Origin of the sequence: Sphingobacterium sp. UBA6320, assembly GCF_002440335.1 — a bacterium.
Taxonomy (GTDB): Bacteria; Bacteroidota; Bacteroidia; order Sphingobacteriales; family Sphingobacteriaceae; genus Sphingobacterium.
In genome coordinates, this window is record NZ_DJTA01000019.1 from 190,019 (window position 1) to 210,378 (window position 20,360).

Here is a 20,360-nt window from a genome sequence, read left to right on the forward strand (position 1 = left end):
TTTTTTTAAGCGATGTAAGAACTTAAAAAAGGGGAAAATGTTAATTTCCCCCTTTTATATTTTTTAAGCGTGAATTGCTCTATTTGCGGTTGCCGCTAAAGCAGCTTCTTTTATTGCTTCAGTGTAGGTCGGATGTGCATGGCATATGCGGCCTATATCTTCTGCTGATGCGCGGTATTCCATAGCGACTACTGCTTCTGCTATCATGTCTGCAGCTCTTGGACCAATCATATGTACTCCAATAACTTCATCAGTTTCGGCATCGGCTAATATTTTTACAAAACCATCTGTATCCATTGAAGCTTTGGCACGACCAGAAGCTTTAAATGAGAATGAACCAGTTTTGTATTTAACACCCGCTTCTTTTAATTGCTCTTCAGTTTTACCAACTGAGGCAACTTCAGGCCAAGTGTAAACAACACCAGGGATTAAATTATAGTCGATATGTGGTTTTTGACCTACAATGCGTTCTGCTACGAAGATACCTTCGTCTTCTGCTTTGTGTGCAAGCATAGCACCTTTTACAACATCTCCAATTGCATAAACACCTGGAACAATTGTTTCTAAATGATCATTTACAGTAATTTTTTTACCTCTTTCTTCAACCGTAATACCTATTTTTTCTAAACCTAGGTTTTCAGTATATGCTGTACGTCCAACGGCTACAATACAATAATCACCTTCTAAAGAAATGATTTCTCCTTTTGGATTCTCAGCTGTAACGGTAACTGTTTTACCTTTTGCAGTAGCACCTGTTACTTTGTGACCAGTATAGAATTCCATTCCTACAGATTTTTTCAAAACACGTTGTAATTCTTTGCCTAAGCCACCATCCATTGTACCGATGATCGACTTTGCAAATTCCACAACGGAAACTTTAGAACCTAGACGAGCGTAAACAGAACCTAATTCAAGCCCAATTACACCACCTCCAATAACGATTAAGTGCTTAGGGATCTCTGTCAAATTTAACGCTTCTGTAGAAGTAATAATTCTCTTTTTATCTACTGGTAAGAATGGTAAAGAGGTCGGTTTTGAACCTGTTGCAATAATTACATTTTTACCTGTGATTTGCTCAGAAGTACCGTCTTCTTTTGTGATTTTAATGGTGTTTTTATCTACAAATGAACCAGTTCCTTGAAAGCTTTCAACTTTGTTCTTTTTAAAAAGATATGTAATACCTGCGGTATTTTGGTTGATAACATCATCTTTGCGAGCAATCATTTTTTTCATATCAACCTTTAAATTACTTAAGCTGATACCATGTGCTTCGAAGGAATGTGCAGCATTGTGGTAATGTTCTGATGAATCTAACAAAGCTTTTGAAGGGATACAGCCTACATTTAAACAAGTTCCTCCAAAAGTGCTATACTTCTCAATGACAGCAGTTTTTAACCCTAATTGTGCACAACGGATTGCTGCTACATATCCGCCTGGTCCACTTCCAATTACTATTACGTCGTATTGCATCGATTACGTTTTAAATGTTTCAGCAAATTTAGTTATAATTAACTTTATAGGAAACCTATTTTTGTTAAAATCATGTATAAATTTGAAATAAAGACCTGTTGTTAATTTCATTAAAAATGTAAGGTCATAAAAAAGGCACCCCATGTTTTAGGAATGCCTTTAAAGTCATATTTCTTATTGATTATTCTGCAACAATTTTTCCTTGCATTACACCATAGTGTCCAGGGAAGCTACAGATGAAATCATAATTTCCTTTTTCCAATGTAAAAGTAATTTTGTCTGTTTCACCAGGTCCTAATAATTTTGTGTGTGCAATTACAGAGGAAAGAGCCGATTTTGGTACATATTCATCCGCTTTTGCTCCAGCAGCTTCACCACCAAATGTAGCTAGATCAGTTCCTGGTTTTAAGATAACGACATTATGCCCCATCGATTCTTTAGGCATTGATCCTACATTTTTAAATGTTAATTCTACAGGTTCTCCTGCTTTAACGCGGAATAAATTTTTGTCAAATTTCATTGCATCATTTCCTTCTAATGCTAGTGTGTTAGAAAGTTCAACATTTTCAATTCCAGGGATCGTTTCTGCTACTGTGGCATCTGCAGGCGTTTGCTCAGTTGTTGCACTGTTTTCTTTTGTTGTTGAATTGCCTCCGCAAGAAGCAAAAGATATTGCTAAAGCAATGGCTGGTAAAACAAATAATTTTTTCATTATGTTATTATATTTTTTACTAAAAATAGGCAAAATATTGCTTTTAATTGTTTCTTTTGCGTAATAATTTTTCAATCATGGCATGTAGATGGTTTGGATCAAATGGTTTTCCGATCACTTTGTTTGCTCCTGCCTCAAGCGCTTCTTGTTGTTCTGCTTCTAATACGGATGCTGAAATTGATATAATGAGAATATTAGCGATATCAGGATTACTATGCGCTCGTATCCTTCTAATCGTTTCAAAACCACTCATAATAGGCATATGAGAATCCATGAAAATAATATCGAATGTTTTCTCTTCCACTTTTTCTAATGCTATTTTCCCATTACTTGCCGTTTCAATCTGACAATTCCAAGTTCTTAGAATATTGGCTAACATGAAACTGTTTAGTTCATTATCTTCAGCAACTAAAATTTTTAAATTGTCAAAACTGCTTAATTCTGAATATAATATCTTTTCGGGTTTCGTTTTTTTGACCGCTGTTGTTCGATCGAACCAACATTCAAAAGTAAATGTGCTACCTTTTCCATATTCGCTCGAAGCGATGACTTTTCCTCCAAGTAATGTAGCGAGCTTTTTTACAATGGCTAATCCTAGTCCTGTTCCACCAAATTTTTTGGTTATACCGTCTTCTCCCTGTTCAAAGGCAAAAAATATTTTTTCCAATGATTGCTCTGGTATCCCTATACCTGTATCAATGACGATAAACTGTAGATATAATTTGGATGTATTGCTATCAATAAGATTAATGCATAGATCAATACGACCATGGGCAGTGAACTTGAAACTGTTTGATATAAAATTCGTAAGAATTTGTTTAAGTCTCAGAGGATCCGCTAAGAAGAAACTATCGATTTTATCATCTATTTTGATAGAGAAATTTAATCCTTTATGTATTGCTTTGTGTACAAATAGATTTTTTAAATCGTCTGTAATATCATGTACGGAGGTCGGTTCGAGTTCGAGTTTCATCATACCCGAATCAAATTTTGACAGATCTAAAATATCATTAACGATATTAAGTAAATTCAGTGACGCACTGTTTAATTTGTTGACCCAATCTTGTTGTTCTATAGATAGGGGGGAGTTTTTGAGCATTTGTGCGATACCCATTACCCCATTGATAGGAGTGCGTATTTCGTGGCTCATATTGGCTAGAAATGTTTCTTTAGATTTTCGAGCTAATTCAGCTTCTTCTTTTGCCCGTATTAATTCTTCTTTAGACTTTTCTAATGCATTATTTTTTTCTTTGATTTCATTTTGAGTCTGTACCTGCTGCACGAAAGATTTTACCTTAGCAATTGTTATTTCTGGGCTTAGTGGTTTATATAAATAATCTACAGCACCACTATTTAATCCTTGAATGAGGTACTTTTCCTCTTTAGAGATAGCTGTGACCATAATCGCAATAATGTGACTGGTCTTAGGGTTATGTTTTATGAGGGATACAAATTCAAAACCGTTGATTTCAGGCATCTGTACATCTACCAAAGCAATGTCAATATTTTGCTTATAACATAAGCGAAGAGCTTCATTAGGATCCTGGCTACTTATAATATTGATATTTTCAATATCATTTAAAAGCGCTGTTAAACTAATGATATTTTCGATTTTATCATCAACTATTAATAAGTTTATGTTTTTCATTTATTAATCAATTTAATTGATGAATGTACTTGACAATTTCTTCAGTCGTATAAATATGATGCTGGGCATTTATGTCTATTGCTGCTTGAGGCATTGTTGCAACTTCTGCAGAATCGGGATGCTGTACGATACTTATTCCCCCATTATTTTTAATCGCTAATAATCCTTTTGCTCCATCTTGATTTGCTCCAGAAAAGAGGATTGCAATACAGTTTTCTTGATAAACTTCAGAAGCCGATTCCATGGTAACATCTATGGAAGGTCTTGAGAATTGAACTGGTTCAGAATTGTCCAATGAGAGTTTGAAATCTGGTTCTATTAATAAATGATAGCCTGGAGGAGCAAAGTAAACTTTTCCCCCTTCAATTGTTTCTTTGTCCTCTGCGGATTTAATTTGTATGGCAAATGTATTTTTTAAAACATACTCAAAATTAGATTCAAATTTTGGATTTCGATGGACAATTACAACTATTGGGATTGGGAAATTTTTAGGAATTGATTTTAATAAGTTTAAGATCACCCCAAAACCTCCTGCAGACCCCCCCAATAGCAATATTTTATTTCCCTTTTTCATCAGGTTGAATTGTTTTTATCAGCGATGTGACCATTATGAATATTTTATTCATGATGTTTTCATTACGCTATTTTTTGATAAATATTGTTTTTTTTATCAATTAATTTAAATAGATGCGCACGTTTATAGTTAATCAATGATTCCTTTGAGCCCAAACATAGAAATCCTAATTTGCAAAGTGAGTCATAAAATAGATCAAATACTTTTTCTTGCAATTGGATATCAAAATATATTAAAACGTTGCGGCAAGTAATGACTTGAAACTCATTGAAAACACCATCTGTAATCAGATTATGAATTGAAAATAAGAGGTGTTTCTTTACATCATTTTGAATGGTTGCTGCGTCATACATGGCCGTATAATATTCTGATAATGAATGCTCAGCTTTTGTTTTAATAAAGTTTTCTGAATATTCTTTTAACTTCGTTAAACTATAAATGCCTTGTTTGGCTTTATCTATAACGAGATGGTTAATATCAGTGCCATATATGAAGGAACGGCTTAGTAAATTGCATTCTTTTAATAAAATAGCTAATGAGTAAACTTCTTCTCCCGTTGAACATCCTGCACTCCAAATTTTTATGTGAGGATAAGTCTCCAGGTACGGAAAGAGCTTCGTTTTTACAGCAATATAAAATTCTGGATCTCGGAACATCTCTGTGACGTTAACAGTCATTTCAGGTATAAAGTAATTCAGGAAACCTTCTTGATTTATTAAATTTGATTTTAAACCGACAAGATCCAATTTATTAAGATCCATAATTCTAGTTATTCGTCTTTTTAAAGATGCTTTTGAATATCCAGATATATCCAAACCATGAAAATTTTTAATGATTTCTATTATTTCGTCTAATTCGGTATAGTTTAGCATATTTAATTTATTTAACTAACCCAAACACGGATTAATGAAATTAATTTATCAATATCTATTGGCTTACTGACATAGTCATTAGCCCCAGCCTCGATTGCTTTTTCTTTATCACCTTTCATCGCTTTGGCTGTAATAGCAATAATTGGTAAATCAATATATTTTCTATTTTTACGAATTTGTTCAATAGCTTCGTAACCATCCATTACAGGCATCATAATGTCCATAAGGACCAGATCAATCGCATTATCTTCATTAAGGATATCTAATGCTTCTTGTCCATTGTTGGCAATTTCTACTTGAATATTATAGCTTTCAAATGCACTAGTCAATGCAAAAATATTTCTCATATCATCGTCTGCCAATAAAATAGTTTTATTTTCTAAAGTTTTTTCAAGCTTAAAATCTTTTATTTTATTTGTAATACGGCCCTTATCTTCTGGTTCCTGATTTATTTTATTTAAGAATAAGCGAACTTCATCGATGAGTCGATCATTGGATTTGGCTGATTTAAGAACCATAGCTTGTGAATGTTTCAAAATTCTGGCTGTTTGTTCAGAAGTCAATTCCATCGCGGTATTGATTATAATTGGTGTCTCTCTGTACGTTTCATCTGATTTTATTTCATCCAGTAATTCAACACCTGATTTATCTGGTAAGTTTAGATCTAAAATAATGCAGTCATATTTATTCGCTTTATTTGCTAATAATTCAAGAGCTTTGTTGGCGTCGTAAGCTTGATCAACTATTATTTTTTCTTCTTTAAGTCCATGTTTTATAAAGTCACTTTGGATGTGTTGATCTTCAATTAATAATACTTTTTTTACTGAGTTTTCAAGCATTGCTTGAATTTTTTTAAACGTTTTTTCTAATGTTTCTTCAGATACTGGCTTAGCCATAAAGCCAATTGCTCCGGCGATAATAGGTTCATTTGCCAAATATGTACCAGCAGACATCATATGTACTGGAATGGCAGATGTATTTGGATTGGCCTTTAAAGATTTAAGTACATTCCACCCATCTATTTTGGGTAGCATAATATCTAAAATGATCGCTTTTGGTTTTAGAAAAAATGCTTTTTCTAGCCCTTCTTCACCATCATGTGCTAATATGACCTCATAATGGTGCGCTTCGGCATAGTCTTTTAGTATATCGGCGAATATGAGATCATCTTCAATAATGAGTAATGTATTTGAATTTTCATCACTATGAATTGTAGATTCATTTTTACTAATTATTGGGGAAGTGGAAGTTTTTATTATTTCCCGCGGTTCTTCAATCACAATTTCTTTCATTTTTTCGATAGTTGTCGATTCATTTAACGGCAACGTAAATGTGAAAGAACTACCTGCTCCAACTTTACTTGTTAAAGAAATTTTTCCTCCTAATAATTTTGCTGTTTCTCTACAAATTGACAAACCTAATCCCGTACCACCATATTTGCGGCTTGTAGAACCATCTTCTTGTTTAAACGCTTCGAAAATTAATTTTTGTTTGTCTGCAGCGATACCAATACCTGTATCTGTCACTTTGAAAGACAGGCCGCCATCACCATCCAAGTCGATTTCCATGATTACATCTCCGTTTGCATGCGTAAATTTGAACGCATTAGAAAGTAGGTTTTTCAAAATTTGTTGTATTCGATATTCATCTGAGAAAAAGTGAATAGGGACATTGGAAGATGTTTTTATTTTAAAATTTATCTTTTTATCTTCTGCTGTATTTTTAAAAAAAACTTCAATATAATCGATTAGATCTTTCGTGTCGATATTTTCTTGAGATAACTCGACTTTACCAGACTCAATTTTTGCTAAATCAAGGAGGTCATTGATGAGATGCAAAAGATCTGTTCCTGCATTGTGAATCACATTGGAATATTTAATCTGTTCGGTTGTCAGATTTTCTTGTTTATTATCTTGTAATAATTTGGCCAAAATTAAGATACTATTTAGCGGAGTACGGAGCTCGTGGCTCATGTTGGCCATAAATTCAGACTTATAATTGGAAGCTAATTCTACTTCGCGAATTTTTAGAGCGATTTTGTCTTTAGCTTTCTCCAATTCATTATTTTGTTCTTGGAGTAATTTCGCTTTTTCATCCAATTCATTATTTGTTTGTACTAACTCTTCTTGTTGTACTCTTAGTTCCTCTTCTGAAGCTTCAAGTAAGTTGGTTTTGTAACCAAGTTCCTCATTTGTTGTTCTTAATTCCTCTTGCTGTGCTTCGAGCTCTTCCGTTTGTTGTTGTAATTCTTCATACAGCTCTGCCATTTTTGTATGTGCTTGTGCAACTGTTAAACTGATCGCAAGTATTTTGCTTACACTATTTAGATATTCGATCAGTTGTTCTTCCTTTTTGCTTTCCATTTGACAGATTAACTCGATGATGCCGATGGATTCATTTTCATATACAATAGGAATAAGATATAAGTGTGCTTCAAATTTATTGATCAAAGAAGAAGCAACGTGATATTTATCCGCATTGACATCACGAATTATCTGAAGTTTTTTGTCTTTCATGACATCACTCAATATGCCATCACCTTCTAAGATTATATTTTTTATGTTAGTCTCTGCCGGAATACCCTTTTTTGCTAAAAGATAGAAATTAGTGCTATTTTCTTTTTTTACATATACTGTACCGGCTAATGCATTAGTCGTTTTACAAATATTATTTAAACCAATAGTGGCAATCTCTTTTTCATTAAAATCACCTCTTAAATCTTCGTCTAATATATTAATGTTGTTTAAAATGGCATTATTCTGTTCGACTTCCGTTGAAAGTTTTAATAATGCAGCATTTGATTCTTTTTGATCTACAATGCTCTTTTTTAATGTCTTAAAGACATTAAGTACAACAATGAAAATATAGACCATAATAGCAAGACCAACGAATATTAAAAAGTAAGTGATAAACATGGTCTTTTCTAATTGATCTGTTGACTTTTGTATTAATTCTTTTCTTTTATCAATGAGTTCTTTAGAAATTATAGATATTTGATTTTGAATATCTGATCGCTTATTGTTAATATTTAAGACATGATACTTGTTCTTTTTACTGAGTTCAATATCACGGTCGAAATCATAAAATTCTAGCAGTGAGTTTTTTAGGTTATTTAATTTGTTGCTGTCAAAAATAAAATATGTATCTTTTTTGCTTAAGTTTTTTATACCTTCTAAGGGTAGGTTGATTTCATTGACATAGGGCATAAGTGCACTTTCTTTTTCTTCAGTATGGTATTCAAGTTTTGCATGATTAACTTTCGCAATACTGTTTTTGACTTTATCGATCAGATCAAATTTGGCTTCAGCATTCTGAATAACATCTCGTTCGTAAGTTGAGTGTTTTTCCAATTGAACAAAAAGAAAAAGGGAGGCGGATAGTATGATGAGAAATGAAAATATAATTCCAATGATAAGTTGTTGCTGAAAACGTAGCTTTTTCATTCTGGTATAGCGATTAATATGTTGAAAATGCATTAAATAGATCTCTAATTGATATTAGAGATGAGGTAATTATTATTTGTTTTTTTTACTTGCTATTTTGCAAGTATTCTTTTTTTAATACTTATATATGCTTAATATTTAGCGGTTTTTAGAAAATCTTTATTGAAATCTCACAAATTAAAATGATTATATATGATAAGTAAAAGTAGTAAAAAAAATGAGTAAGTAATCGTAGATTTTATTGTTAATTTTTCCAGTATATATGAATGCTTGCTGTATTATAACTTATTACTTTTTGATTATTTATCTTCACTTTTCGATCTACTATAGTATATTTTTGATCATTATTTAATATCTTTAAGAAAATTACTATTTAATTAATCTAATCAAATGGATCCAAATTTTTCTTTTGCTTTAATGATTGTAGGCTGTGTCGTGGCCTTATTTCTTTTGCTTTATTTATTACCTGTCAATCTTTGGTTTACGGCTCAACTTTCTAATGTAAAAATAAGTTTATTGAATTTGGTCTTGATGAGGTTGCGTAAGGTACCACCATCTTTGGTGACAAATGCAATGATCACTTCAACAAAAGCGGGTTTAAATATTACATCAAATGAAATTGAAACTCACTATTTGGCTGGTGGAAATGTTAATAAAGTGATTAAAGCTTTAATCTCAGCAGATAAAGCTAATATTCCTTTAAACTTTAAACTTGCTACAGCGATTGATTTGGCTGGTCGAGATGTTTTTGACGCTGTTCAATTATCGGTTAATCCGCAAGTAATTAATACACCTCCAGTAGCTGCTGTTGCAAAAGACGGAATCCAATTAATAGCAAAAGCAAGGGTTACGGTTCGGGCAAATATTAATCAATTGGTTGGAGGTGCAGGTGAAGAAACGATTTTAGCTCGCGTTGGTGAAGGGATTGTCACAACAATCGGATCTTCGGAAAGCCACAAACAGGTTCTCGAAAACCCAGATCGTATCTCAAAAACTGTTCTATCAAAAGGACTAGATAGTGGGACAGCTTTTGAAATATTATCTATCGATATTGCAGACATTGATATCGGTGAAAACGTAGGTGCTAAATTACAAACCGATCAAGCTGAAGCTGATTTAAAAGTTGCTAATGCAAGAGCTGAAGAGCGCAGGGCTATGGCTGTTGCAAACGAACAAGAGATGCGTGCTAAGGCGCAAGAAGCAAGAGCGAAAGTTATTGAGGCCGAAGCACAGTTGCCATTAGCGATGGCCGAAGCTTTTAGAAATGGAAATTTAGGCGTGATGGACTATTATAAGATGCAGAATATTCAGGCAGATACAGATATGCGGACTTCTATTTCCAAACCAGGTCATGATACGAGAGGTCATCAGAAGGATTAAAATCTGATGTAACAGTTTTTTTATACGATTTAACAACCGATTGCAGTTACAATGCAATCGGTTGTTTTTTTTCTGAGCGTTTTTCACAGTTCTATTTTCTTATTCCTATCAGTATATTTAATGCTATAATTAATTGTTATAGACATGAAATCAATGAAAAAGTTATTAACTCTATTTCTCTTTTTTAATTTAGCATTTGTATATGGGCAGACGACTGATATAAAAAAAGAGAGTTTTGTACCCATAGGTGGTAATAGTTGGGAATACCCAAAAAACAACCATAAAGAATCGATCTTGAAAACTGGAAATATTGAGAATTGGAAAGATAAAAACCGTTCGGTCAAAACATTTGTTCGTTTTGGCAAGACAGGTCAAGTACATGTTGCTATTCAAGTATCTGCAGCAAATGAGGGTGGTGAATTTATTTTTACATTAGGAGACAAAAGTGCCAAGTTAAATATCAAACCAAATCAAAAAGGATCAATATCTATTGCTGATTTTACAATTGCAGATACGGGTTACTATGCGATGGAATTAAAAGCAACCTCGGATGCTTCGTTGTATCCAACTGTAGCAGGGTATGTTTTGACTGGGACTGCTTCAGAAGGTCATATGAATTTTGTGCGAAATAATGAAGACAACTTTTTTTATTGGGGAAGACGTGGTCCATCTACGCATATGGGATATCAACAGCCAAAAGATAAACAAATTGAATATTATTATAATGAAGTAACTGTTCCTAAAGGAAATGATGTTGAGGGTTCATATTTTATGTCTAATGGATTTAATGTAGGTTATTTTGGCATGCAAGTCAATAGTAGCACCGAACGTCGTATTTTATTTTCTGTGTGGAGTCCTTTCACAACAGATGATCCTAAACAAATACCTGACGATCATAAAATCATACTGAAGACCAAAGGAAACAGCGTTCATACTGGTGAATTTGGAAACGAAGGGTCTGGTGGGCAAAGTTATTTGAAATTTAATTGGATAGCCGGAAATACCTATAAATTTTTGTTGCGAGGCAGACCTGTCGAGAATAACTATACTGCGTATACGGCATGGTTTTATGCTCCAGAAGTAGGAAAGTGGCAAATTATCGCCGAATTTGAACGTCCGCAAACGAGTCAATATTTAACGGGATTTCATTCATTCCTCGAAAACTTTAGTCCTGAACAAGGCATTTATCAAAGAGAAGTACACTTTTCTAATCAATGGGTAGCTGATAATCAAGGAAATTGGTACCCTTGCACGGAAGGTCGATTTACTGTTGATAACACAGGACGAAAGGGGTATCGGATGGATTACTCTGGAGGTGTCAATGAAAAAGGATTTTATTTGAAAAATTTTGGTTTTTTTAATAATTATGTACCTGCTGATAGTAAGTTCACTAGAAAAGTTACTGGTGAGAAACCAGAGATTGATATTAAATCGCTACCACTTAAATAAGAAATTAGAATACTAATTGATAGCTGTTAACAACTGTTTGCAGCTATTTTTTTTTGATTGCTAGTTGTTTAAAAAACAAAACCCTGATGATGGGCATCAGGGTTTGTTACTAACCAATTATAAACCTAAATTATGAAAAGACATTTTAAATAAACCACCATCTTTAAGGGTGATTTGATACTACAAAATTAATGATAAACATTTGATTTAATGTTATATGAATGTCATTTGAACTATTTATTAATGACATGCTACATTACTTTTTTGTAATAGATAACCTTAATTATCTTCTACAAAGATACACCTAAATAGCTGTTTCTACCAAATGTTTTTGAAAGAAAGTTGTTAGCGCAACAACTGTTATGACATTAAAATGATTTTTTGTCTAATTGTGATAATTACTTGTCTTTTATTAAGAAAAATTTAAGATTGATCTATAGCATTTCAAATTATATATTACTTATTTTTGAAAAAAAAGAACTATGATTTTTGATAATCTAAAAAGGGTGAAAGCTTTTGTATTGGATGTGGATGGGGTCTTGACGGACGGTCGTGTACTTGTTAACGAAGCTGGAGATCAGATGCGTACTTTTAATATTAAGGATGGTTATATCATGCAACTAGCCGTTAAACGAGATTATCCAATCATCATTATTACAGGTGGCAATTCTACAGGAGTTGTAAAAAGACTTGCGGGGCTTGGGATTAAAGAAATTCATTCAGGAATTGTTAATAAAATTGAAAAGTTGAAAGAAATTTTGATTTGTTACGACTTGACTTTTGGTGACATTCTATATATGGGCGATGATATGCCAGATCTTGAATGCATGCAACTTGCAGGTTTAGCAGCTTGTCCAGCTGATGCTGTGGAAGAGATCAAAGCTATTTGCCACTATATTTCTCCAAAAATTGGTGGAGACGGAGCCGTTCGCGATGTAATTGAAAAGGTAATGAAAATACAAGGAAAATGGCAGATTGACACCACTGTCAAAAGTAATTAGGTATGATCGATTTAAAACAAAAAAATATAATATTGGGTTCTCAATCTCCGAGAAGAAGTCAACTATTAAAGGAATTAGGTTTGAACTTTGAGGTAATAGTTCGCGAAACGGATGAAGTCTTCGACTCTAAATTAAACGCTCGAGATGTAGTTTGTGCAATTGCACAAAAGAAGGCAGAAGCTTTTGGAAATGATTTTATTGATGCATATGTTATTACAGCAGATACGATTGTTGTTACTTCAGCACAGGATATATTGGGGAAACCAAAAAGTAGAGATGAAGCGTTTCAAGTATTGAAAATAATGTCCGGAGATATTCATGAAGTGATTACTGCCGTCTGCATTTTGAATAAGGGTAAAATAACTACTTTTTCGGAATCAACTGAAGTCGAATTTTATCCATTAAGTGATGAAGAAATTATGTATTACATCGATAGGTATGAACCTTATGACAAAGCGGGTTCTTATGGTATACAAGAATGGATAGGACGTATAGGGATTAAAAGTATAAAAGGAGAATATACGAATGTAGTGGGGTTGCCGACAGCTCGGCTTTATCAGGAATTAAAAAAACTAAAATAAAAAAAGGAACGTTAGTTCCCTTTTTTATTTTAGTTGATATGAAATCTTACACCGGTATAGAACATTCTTCCCGTTAGTGGTCCCCATAATAGAGACGTGTCAAAGTAAGAACCAAATGGATCATCAGCCCCTAAAATTGGATTATGTTGGAAATAATTTGTTAGGTTTTCACCGCCGACATAAATTGTGAAATTTTTATTTTTTCCAAAATCTTTACTTACCTGTGCGTTCATCGTCACATAAGCATTTGATTTTGTTGCTACCTGATATTCAACTGGGTTTTGTGTTGTGGAAGGTATTCTTTTGTCTCCTACAATATTTAGGGTATAGTCAAAGCTCCATCCTGATGAAGGTAATGTATAAGCTAGATTAGTAAAACCTCTGTGTTTAGCCAATAGCGGTTTACTTTTTCTGCCACTTTCAAAGTCAGTTTGAACATCGAGTAAACGATATGCGAGTCTTGTTTCTAACCGAGGTAAAGGATTGAAGCGTAATTCTGCCTGAAGGCTATTTGAATATGATTTACCTGTTAAGTTATAAAAAGATATTTCTCTAGGGTTTTCATAGTCGACCACAACCTGATTTTCAAAACTATTTCTAAATAGCTCAACTGATGCAGTTGCTTCTCTGTTGAACAATCTGAAACTTTGATCAATTGTAAAGCCAGTATTCCAAGAAACTTCAGGATCTAATCCGTAGGCATTTTTAAAATTGTCTGGAGATTTTATAATTAATGTACGGCTGCTTGCTAGTGCAGACATATTTTCTGCAATAATGTTAGCCGTTCTTTGCCCTCTACCAGCACTTAAGCGCATTGTATTGCCTGTAAAGGGTGCATAACGTAAATTTAAGCGAGGTGTAGTAAACCAACCATATAGTGAGTTATAATCTTGTCTTAAACCGACTACGGCATCAAACTTTTCATTCGGACTAAAAGTATATTCTACAAAAGCACCTGAGACAGTTTCTTTTCTTTTGAAATTTTGAACATCCAAATATAGCTCATCATAGTTATCATAATTAACCGAAGCCCCTACTCGGTATTTGTGTGCTACAGTTCCGAGTACATCTTGAAAAATTAGATTGGCATATCCATTCTGCTGTTCACCATTATAATTCTTCAAACCAAAATAGCTTTTTTGATTGTAGTTTGAACCTGCTAGTTGTAGACCTATACTTCGGTGTCTGTTTTCTGGAAATACATATCCGATTTTAGCAAAACCTTCGATTCTTTCAATATCAAAACCTAAACCATATCTGTTAGTTGTTCCTTTATCTGTTTTTTTGTTAAAATCTGTTTGACCACCTGTACGGTCATCATTTAAATATTTTATTCCAAACTGTGCCATGAAGCCTTTTCCGTTTTCATAGTTCCAACGATTTACACCCGAAAAGAGGTTTCCAACAGGGATATCACGAAAACCGTTATCACTGAAGTTCATGGTTTTATTATACATGAAATTATCATGTAATAGAACAGAGGTAGACCAGTTGTTGTTAATTTTTTGAGCCAAATTTAAGTTTACATCTGTTCTTCCCATGTTGTTAGCATAGGCATTGAAGTAAAGTCTGTCCGAATTTTGAGGTTTTTTAAGTTCAACATTAATCTGTCCAGCCATGTTTTCATATCCATTTGCAACGGAACCAATACCTTTTGCAATTTGAATAGATTCGATCCAGCTTCCAGATATCGAGTTTAGACCTAGTGGAGCTGCTAACCCCCTAGGGCCTGGTAAGTTTTCTACAGTAAGCTGTGTATATATGCCGCTTAATCCTAGCATTTGAATCTGTTTAGAACCTGTTACAGCATCATTACTTACGACATCAACAGAAGCATTTGTTTCGAAACTTTCACTTAAATCACAACATGCTGCTTTAAATAGTTCTTTAGTTGTTAATACCTCTACTCGCGCAGGATTCATTCGATTGATGAAGTTTGATCTTCTGCTTCCTGTTACGACCACCTCAGATAAGACATTGCTTTTTGCATTTATCATCAATACTTCATGCAAGTCTTTTATCGTAATCGTATCTGATTGCATACCTGCAAAACTCACAACGATCTTCTTAAAATTTCCATGATGCTGTAATTTGAAAACACCATTTTCATTTGTTCTTGCATTTTTGCTTTTATCTTCCAACCAATGGATATTAACACCTGTGATTGGATTGAGGTCTCCTTTTTCATTTTCTTCAACAACTACGCCCGTTAAAATGTGGTTGTGGTCATGATGATCATCTTTCTTTGCTTTTACAGCCGTAATTTTACCGTTTTCCATTCTCGGATATAAACAACATTCATGTAATTGTTCATATACTTGATCATCGGCACGTACATTGTCTACATCGTGTCCAACGGCAGCAATGCCTTTTTTTATTTCTTCTAAAGGTGCTTTTTGATGATTATGTTTTACTACCAGCTCTTTTGTGTTTACATCCCAGATTGCTGATGTAACACCATTAATAGTTGCCGCAGTTTCGATTCTTTTTTTACATAGAGCACAGTTTCCTGCTACATGCATAGTGGTTGTGCTATCAACAGAAACGGTTGTTGTAGCACTACTATTGTTTGTTGTAGCACTAACTGTTAATGGCGAAGCTTGAACTTTTTCTAATCTAGGATATAAGCAGCATTCATGCAATTCGGCATATGCTTGATCGTTTCCTCGTACATTCTCAACATCATGTCCGACAGCCGCAATGCTTTTTTTAATCGTTTCTAATGTTGATTTTTTAGCACTATAAGTTAATGCCAGCTTCTGGGTATCTTCACTCCATACGGCGTTCGACACCCCCGGAAGATTGGCTGCTTTTTCAATACGTTTTTTACACATACCGCAGTTTCCGGCGACATGTAATGTTACCGTACTGTCTTGTCTAGCAATATTAGATGTAGCTTTCAGCGAAGTATTTGCAAGAAAAATAAATAAAGGTATAAGTGCGTATTTTAATAATTGTTTCATGATTTTTTTAAAATTTTGAAATAGTAGTATACTTCAGCTTTTATAGCTAAAGTGTGACCTTGGTTGTCTTTAAAGACCTATTAAAAAATTTAAAAATCAGATTCTGAAGTTACAGTTTATCAAATAAGGAGAGATATCAGATGCTGACATCGGTTTATTTGACGCGAAAACACATTTGGAATTGGCAATGTTTTCGAAGTAGTTTTGATTTATAATAATCCAGTTTAATACTAGAATAGCAGGACTGATAACTGGATAAACCTTTGCACTATCTGATGAAAAATGATTGTCATCAACGTTTTTTAAATCGACAGAAACATTTTTACATTTATTATCATCAGTGGATTTATGCTCTTCCGAAATAGGACTTTTATGGCAGGAGTCGTTTTTTTTGCATAATGTACATTCTGCATGTGATGACTCGTCTTTATTCAGAGAGATAGATTGTGTCTCTCCGTGGCAAAAATGAAAATACACAGTTGCACTAGTCGCTGTAAGAGAATAGTGAAAAATCAAGATAAGTATGATCAACTGTTTCATTTCTACAAAGCTAATAAACAACTAGCGCTCTAAAAAATTCTAGTTGTCATATTATTGCTACAATATTGATCTTAAAGAATTTCATAAGTAAAAATAAAAAAATCCTTGCGCAGGCAAGGACTTTTTTATTAACCTTTTATTGATTTAATAAAATTTGGAATTTCGTCCAAATAATTTTCTTTAGCCAATAGTTTGACAAATGCAGTTCCAATAATTGCTCCTGTTGCATAAGTTGTTGCTTGTTCAAAAGATTGTCTATTAGAAATTCCAAAGCCAATTGCTAAAGGACTTTTTAGATCCATATCTTTTATGCGTTGAAAATAGGCAGTTGTCTTATCTCCTACGCTTAATTCTGTTCCTGTTGTTGCATTAGAAGATAGTAAATAGATAAAACTGTTAGAAAGGTTGTCGATCTTTCTAATTCGCTCTTCAGAAGTCTGTGGAGTAACGATAAAAATATTGGCAACATCATTTTGTTCAAAAACATTTTTATACAGTTCCTCATATTCATACATGGGTAAATCCGGTACGATAATGCCATCAACACCAACTTTTTTACAGTCGGCACAAAATCGCTCTACGCCATATTGTAACAAAGGATTCACATATCCCATTAGAAATACAGGAATAGTGACATGTTTACGGAGCTCTTTTAACTGTTCAAAAAGAGTCTCTACGGTCATGCCGTTTTTTAGTGCTATCTCTGAACTATGTTGGATGGTAGGACCATCAGCAACAGGATCAGAGTATGGAAACCCTATTTCTAAAAAATCAGCTCCTGATTCTTCCAATTTCTTAGCGATAGCCACTGTACTGTCCAGCGTCGGATATCCGGCCGTAAAATATATAGATAGGAGACCCTGATCTCCTTTTTTTTGTATTTTTCTCATTGTATTAAAAACCGAAATATTTCATATAATTGTCCAAATCCTTGTCTCCACGACCTGAAAGACAAATGACCACAGTTTCTTCTGGTTTCAATTCCATCTTTTCTAAATATGCTAGCGCATGAGCACTTTCGATGGCTGGTATGATCCCTTCAAGTCTTGTCAATAACAGTCCAGCTTCCATTGCTTCTTTATCAGTTACGCTCACATAGTTGCCACGGCCAGATTTAAATAACCAGGCGTGCTGTGGACCAATTCCCGGATAATCCAAACCTGCAGATATGGAGTATGGTTCTATGACTTGTCCATCTGGGGTCTGCATCAGAAGCGATCGGCTTCCATGTAGCACACCCTCTTTTCCAAGTGCTGTTGTTGCGGCAGACTCGCCAGAGTCTACACCTAATCCTGCAGCTTCTACAGCAATCAGTTTGACGGATTCTTCGTCTACGAAATGGTAAAACATACCTGCTGCGTTGGAGCCTCCTCCTACACATGCTATCGCATAATCAGGATTGTATTTACCAGTTTTTTCAAACAACTGTTTTTTTGTTTCTTCTGATATGATCGACTGAAAGCGCGCAACCATATCGGGGTAGGGGTGTGGGCCTACAACAGAACCAATAATGTAATGTGTATCTACAGGATTATTTATCCAATCTCTAAGGGCTTCATTAGTAGCGTCTTTTAGTGTTTTACTTCCCGACTCTGCAGGGATAACTTCAGCTCCCATCATTTTCATACGAGCAACATTCGGTGCTTGTCTTTCAATATCGATCGCGCCCATATACACGACACATTGTAAACCTTTTAAAGCACATACCGTAGCAGTTGCCACTCCATGTTGTCCGGCGCCTGTCTCAGCAATAATTCTTTTCTTACCTAATCGTTGTGCTAATAAGATTTGACCGATGGTGTTGTTTATTTTATGCGCACCCGTATGATTGAGATCCTCTCTTTTTAAGTAGATATTACTCCCATATTTTTCTGAAAGACGGCTTGCATAGTATAGCGGTGATGGTCTTCCAACGTAATCTCTCAAAAGTTGATTAAACTCTTGCTGAAAACTCGGGTCTTGAATGATATCTAAATATTGCTCACGCAGTTCTTCTACATTTGGATATAGCATTTCTGGAATGTAAGCACCACCAAACTGCCCATAGTATCCTTTTTCATTAACCTGATATTTGCTCATAACTCATGTTTTTCAATGTCTGTTCTAATAATTCTACATTTTTTATCCCCGATTTAAATTCAAATTTTGAATTTAAATCGAGACCATATAAACGATGATCAGGAAATTGGCTTGCTGCTATCACATTTTCAGCACTCAAGCCCCCACTCAAGAAGTATGGTTTTTCGAGCGTGTAGTTTTTTAATAGGTTCCAATCAAATTGTATTCCCGTACCACCGTGATTGACGCTTTTGGTATCAAATAAAAAATAATCAACTGCGTCATCGTATTTCTTCATTGATTGCCAGTCAAACTTTTCATCAATTCCAAAAGACTTGATGATCATGATGCTACGTGATTTAAATTGTAAACAAAAATTTGGATCTTCATGTCCATGAAGTTGTATTCCAGTTAATCCGAAAGTATCTATTTTTTCTAAAATTTCTTGTTCAGTCGCATTGACAAAAACACCAATTTTCTTTATCCCTTGGATGGATTTTATAAAATGGGCATCTAGGCTACTAACATATCTTTTTGATTGCTCATAAAAGATCAAACCCATATAGTCTATCGGTAATTTAATCAGATCAAGCATATTGTCTAGATCTTTCATACCACAAACTTTGATTTTTAAGCTCATGTTATTTATTTATAAGTTTTTTGAAACTATTTAATGCTCTTCCACTCCGTAATGATTCTTCAGCTTCATTAAAGCAATCAGCAAAGGTCTTCTCAGGATCAAATGTTTTAATTGCAAATGCTGCGTTTGTAAGTACGACATTGTTTTGAATATCATTGCCCTTATTGCTGATAATGGTTAAAAATGTATCTGCGGCCTCATTGATCGTCTCTCCACTCGCTAATGATGCTGGGGGTACAATATTAAATCCCAACTGAGGGATACTGTAATACTGTTCACCAGCGTTTGTGATGACTTTAAAGTCGCCCGTTAAAGATATTTCATCATAGCCATCGAGTGCATGTATAATCGAATATTGTTTCTCCGACTCCTGATATAGGTAACCATACAATCTTGCTAGCTCGAGACTGAAAACACCAACAGATTGAAATTTCGGATTTGCAGGATTCGTTAATGGACCTAACATGTTAAAAAAAGTTTTTACTCCTAGTGCCTTTCGAATAGGGGCAACAGTTTTCATTGCAGGATGAAACAATGGTGCGTGTAGAAAGCAAATATTTGCTTCTTCAAGTTGTCTGGAGAGTTCGCCCTTGTCATTTGTAAATTGATAACCTAAATACTCCATGACGTTGGAAGAACCACAGCCTGAAGAAACACCAATATTACCATGTTTAGCGACATGGTAACCTGCTCCAGCTACAATAAATGAGGCTAATGTAGAAATGTTAAATGTATTCTTGCCATCGCCTCCTGTACCACATAAATCGATTAAATTATAACCGTCAAAATCTACTTTAAGGCATAGGTCATACATGGCATCTCTAAATCCACCTAGTTCTTCCACACGGATGCTCCGCATGCCATATGCGGTCATGAATGCTGCGATTTGATGGCTATCATATTTTCCCTCTGTAATATTGATCAGGATGTCATAAGCCTCTTTTCTGCTGAATGATTTATATTCGAATAAATGCGCTAATATTTTTTTCATGCTGCTATTAAAATAAAAAAAGGCTTACCTAAAAAGGC

The 20,360-nt window shown here is 34.3% G+C and carries 15 protein-coding genes; 4 read left to right on the forward strand and 11 right to left on the reverse strand.

Features of this window, described 5'->3' with window-relative positions:
* Nucleotides 1-63 precede the first annotated feature (63 nt).
* The 6 genes from lpdA to B3P23_RS12175 form a co-directional block, all read right to left on the reverse strand.
* Nucleotides 64-1,470 carry a dihydrolipoyl dehydrogenase gene (gene lpdA / locus B3P23_RS12150; RefSeq protein WP_293926288.1) on the reverse strand — a complete coding sequence of 469 codons (1,407 nt, stop codon included), beginning with the start codon at nucleotides 1,468-1,470 and terminating at the stop codon, nucleotides 64-66.
* Between the two features lie 181 nt (nucleotides 1,471-1,651).
* Entirely contained in the window at nucleotides 1,652-2,257 is a 606-nt protein-coding gene (locus B3P23_RS12155) for an azurin (protein WP_281047618.1), read from the reverse strand.
* Complete coding sequence (locus B3P23_RS12160) at nucleotides 2,226-3,830, reverse strand: response regulator (RefSeq protein ID WP_293926292.1); 1,605 nt, start codon at nucleotides 3,828-3,830, stop codon at nucleotides 2,226-2,228. Before B3P23_RS12160 ends, B3P23_RS12155 begins: the two co-directional genes overlap by 32 nt.
* Nucleotides 3,831-3,837: 7 nt before the next feature.
* Nucleotides 3,838-4,404: a chemotaxis protein CheB gene (locus tag B3P23_RS12165; RefSeq protein ID WP_293926294.1), complete on the reverse strand. Its 567-nt coding sequence runs from the start codon at nucleotides 4,402-4,404 to the stop codon at nucleotides 3,838-3,840.
* A gap of 62 nt (nucleotides 4,405-4,466) precedes the next feature.
* The gene (locus tag B3P23_RS12170) at nucleotides 4,467-5,276 is read right to left on the reverse strand and encodes a CheR family methyltransferase (RefSeq protein WP_293926297.1); all 810 of its coding nucleotides are present in this window, start codon (nucleotides 5,274-5,276) and stop codon (nucleotides 4,467-4,469) included.
* A gap of 11 nt (nucleotides 5,277-5,287) precedes the next feature.
* Nucleotides 5,288-8,719, reverse strand: a complete 3,432-nt coding sequence (locus B3P23_RS12175) for a response regulator (protein WP_293926300.1) — start codon at nucleotides 8,717-8,719, stop codon at nucleotides 5,288-5,290.
* 390 nt (nucleotides 8,720-9,109) lie between these two features.
* Between B3P23_RS12175 and floA the strand changes: the two genes are divergently transcribed.
* From floA to B3P23_RS12195, 4 genes are all read left to right on the forward strand, one after another.
* Nucleotides 9,110-10,099, forward strand: coding sequence for a flotillin-like protein FloA (gene floA, locus B3P23_RS12180; RefSeq protein WP_045753594.1), 990 nt, complete (start codon nucleotides 9,110-9,112; stop codon nucleotides 10,097-10,099).
* A gap of 153 nt (nucleotides 10,100-10,252) precedes the next feature.
* On the forward strand, nucleotides 10,253-11,548 hold the full coding sequence (locus tag B3P23_RS12185; protein ID WP_293926302.1) for a DUF3472 domain-containing protein: 1,296 nt from the start codon (nucleotides 10,253-10,255) through the stop codon (nucleotides 11,546-11,548).
* A 482-nt stretch (nucleotides 11,549-12,030) separates the two neighbouring features.
* Nucleotides 12,031-12,549: a KdsC family phosphatase gene (locus tag B3P23_RS12190; protein ID WP_293926305.1), complete on the forward strand. Its 519-nt coding sequence runs from the start codon at nucleotides 12,031-12,033 to the stop codon at nucleotides 12,547-12,549.
* Nucleotides 12,550-12,551: 2 nt separating this feature from the next.
* On the forward strand, nucleotides 12,552-13,130 hold the full coding sequence (locus tag B3P23_RS12195) for a Maf family protein (protein WP_293926307.1): 579 nt from the start codon (nucleotides 12,552-12,554) through the stop codon (nucleotides 13,128-13,130).
* A 29-nt stretch (nucleotides 13,131-13,159) separates the two neighbouring features.
* On the opposite strand, the gene B3P23_RS12200 is transcribed toward B3P23_RS12195, so the two are convergent.
* The 5 genes from B3P23_RS12200 to trpD form a co-directional block, all read right to left on the reverse strand.
* Entirely contained in the window at nucleotides 13,160-16,093 is a 2,934-nt protein-coding gene (locus tag B3P23_RS12200; protein ID WP_293926310.1) for a TonB-dependent receptor domain-containing protein, read from the reverse strand.
* Between the two features lie 668 nt (nucleotides 16,094-16,761).
* On the reverse strand, nucleotides 16,762-17,523 hold the full coding sequence (gene trpA / locus B3P23_RS12205) for a tryptophan synthase subunit alpha (protein WP_045753599.1): 762 nt from the start codon (nucleotides 17,521-17,523) through the stop codon (nucleotides 16,762-16,764).
* A gap of 4 nt (nucleotides 17,524-17,527) precedes the next feature.
* Nucleotides 17,528-18,712 carry a tryptophan synthase subunit beta gene (gene trpB, locus B3P23_RS12210; RefSeq protein ID WP_293926312.1) on the reverse strand — a complete coding sequence of 395 codons (1,185 nt, stop codon included), beginning with the start codon at nucleotides 18,710-18,712 and terminating at the stop codon, nucleotides 17,528-17,530.
* A complete protein-coding gene (locus tag B3P23_RS12215) occupies nucleotides 18,693-19,331 on the reverse strand; it encodes a phosphoribosylanthranilate isomerase (RefSeq protein ID WP_293926314.1) in 639 nt (212 codons plus the stop codon). Before B3P23_RS12215 ends, trpB begins: the two co-directional genes overlap by 20 nt.
* Before the next feature lies 1 nt (nucleotide 19,332).
* Nucleotides 19,333-20,322 carry an anthranilate phosphoribosyltransferase gene (trpD, locus tag B3P23_RS12220; protein WP_045753602.1) on the reverse strand — a complete coding sequence of 330 codons (990 nt, stop codon included), beginning with the start codon at nucleotides 20,320-20,322 and terminating at the stop codon, nucleotides 19,333-19,335.
* Nucleotides 20,323-20,360 lie beyond the last annotated feature (38 nt).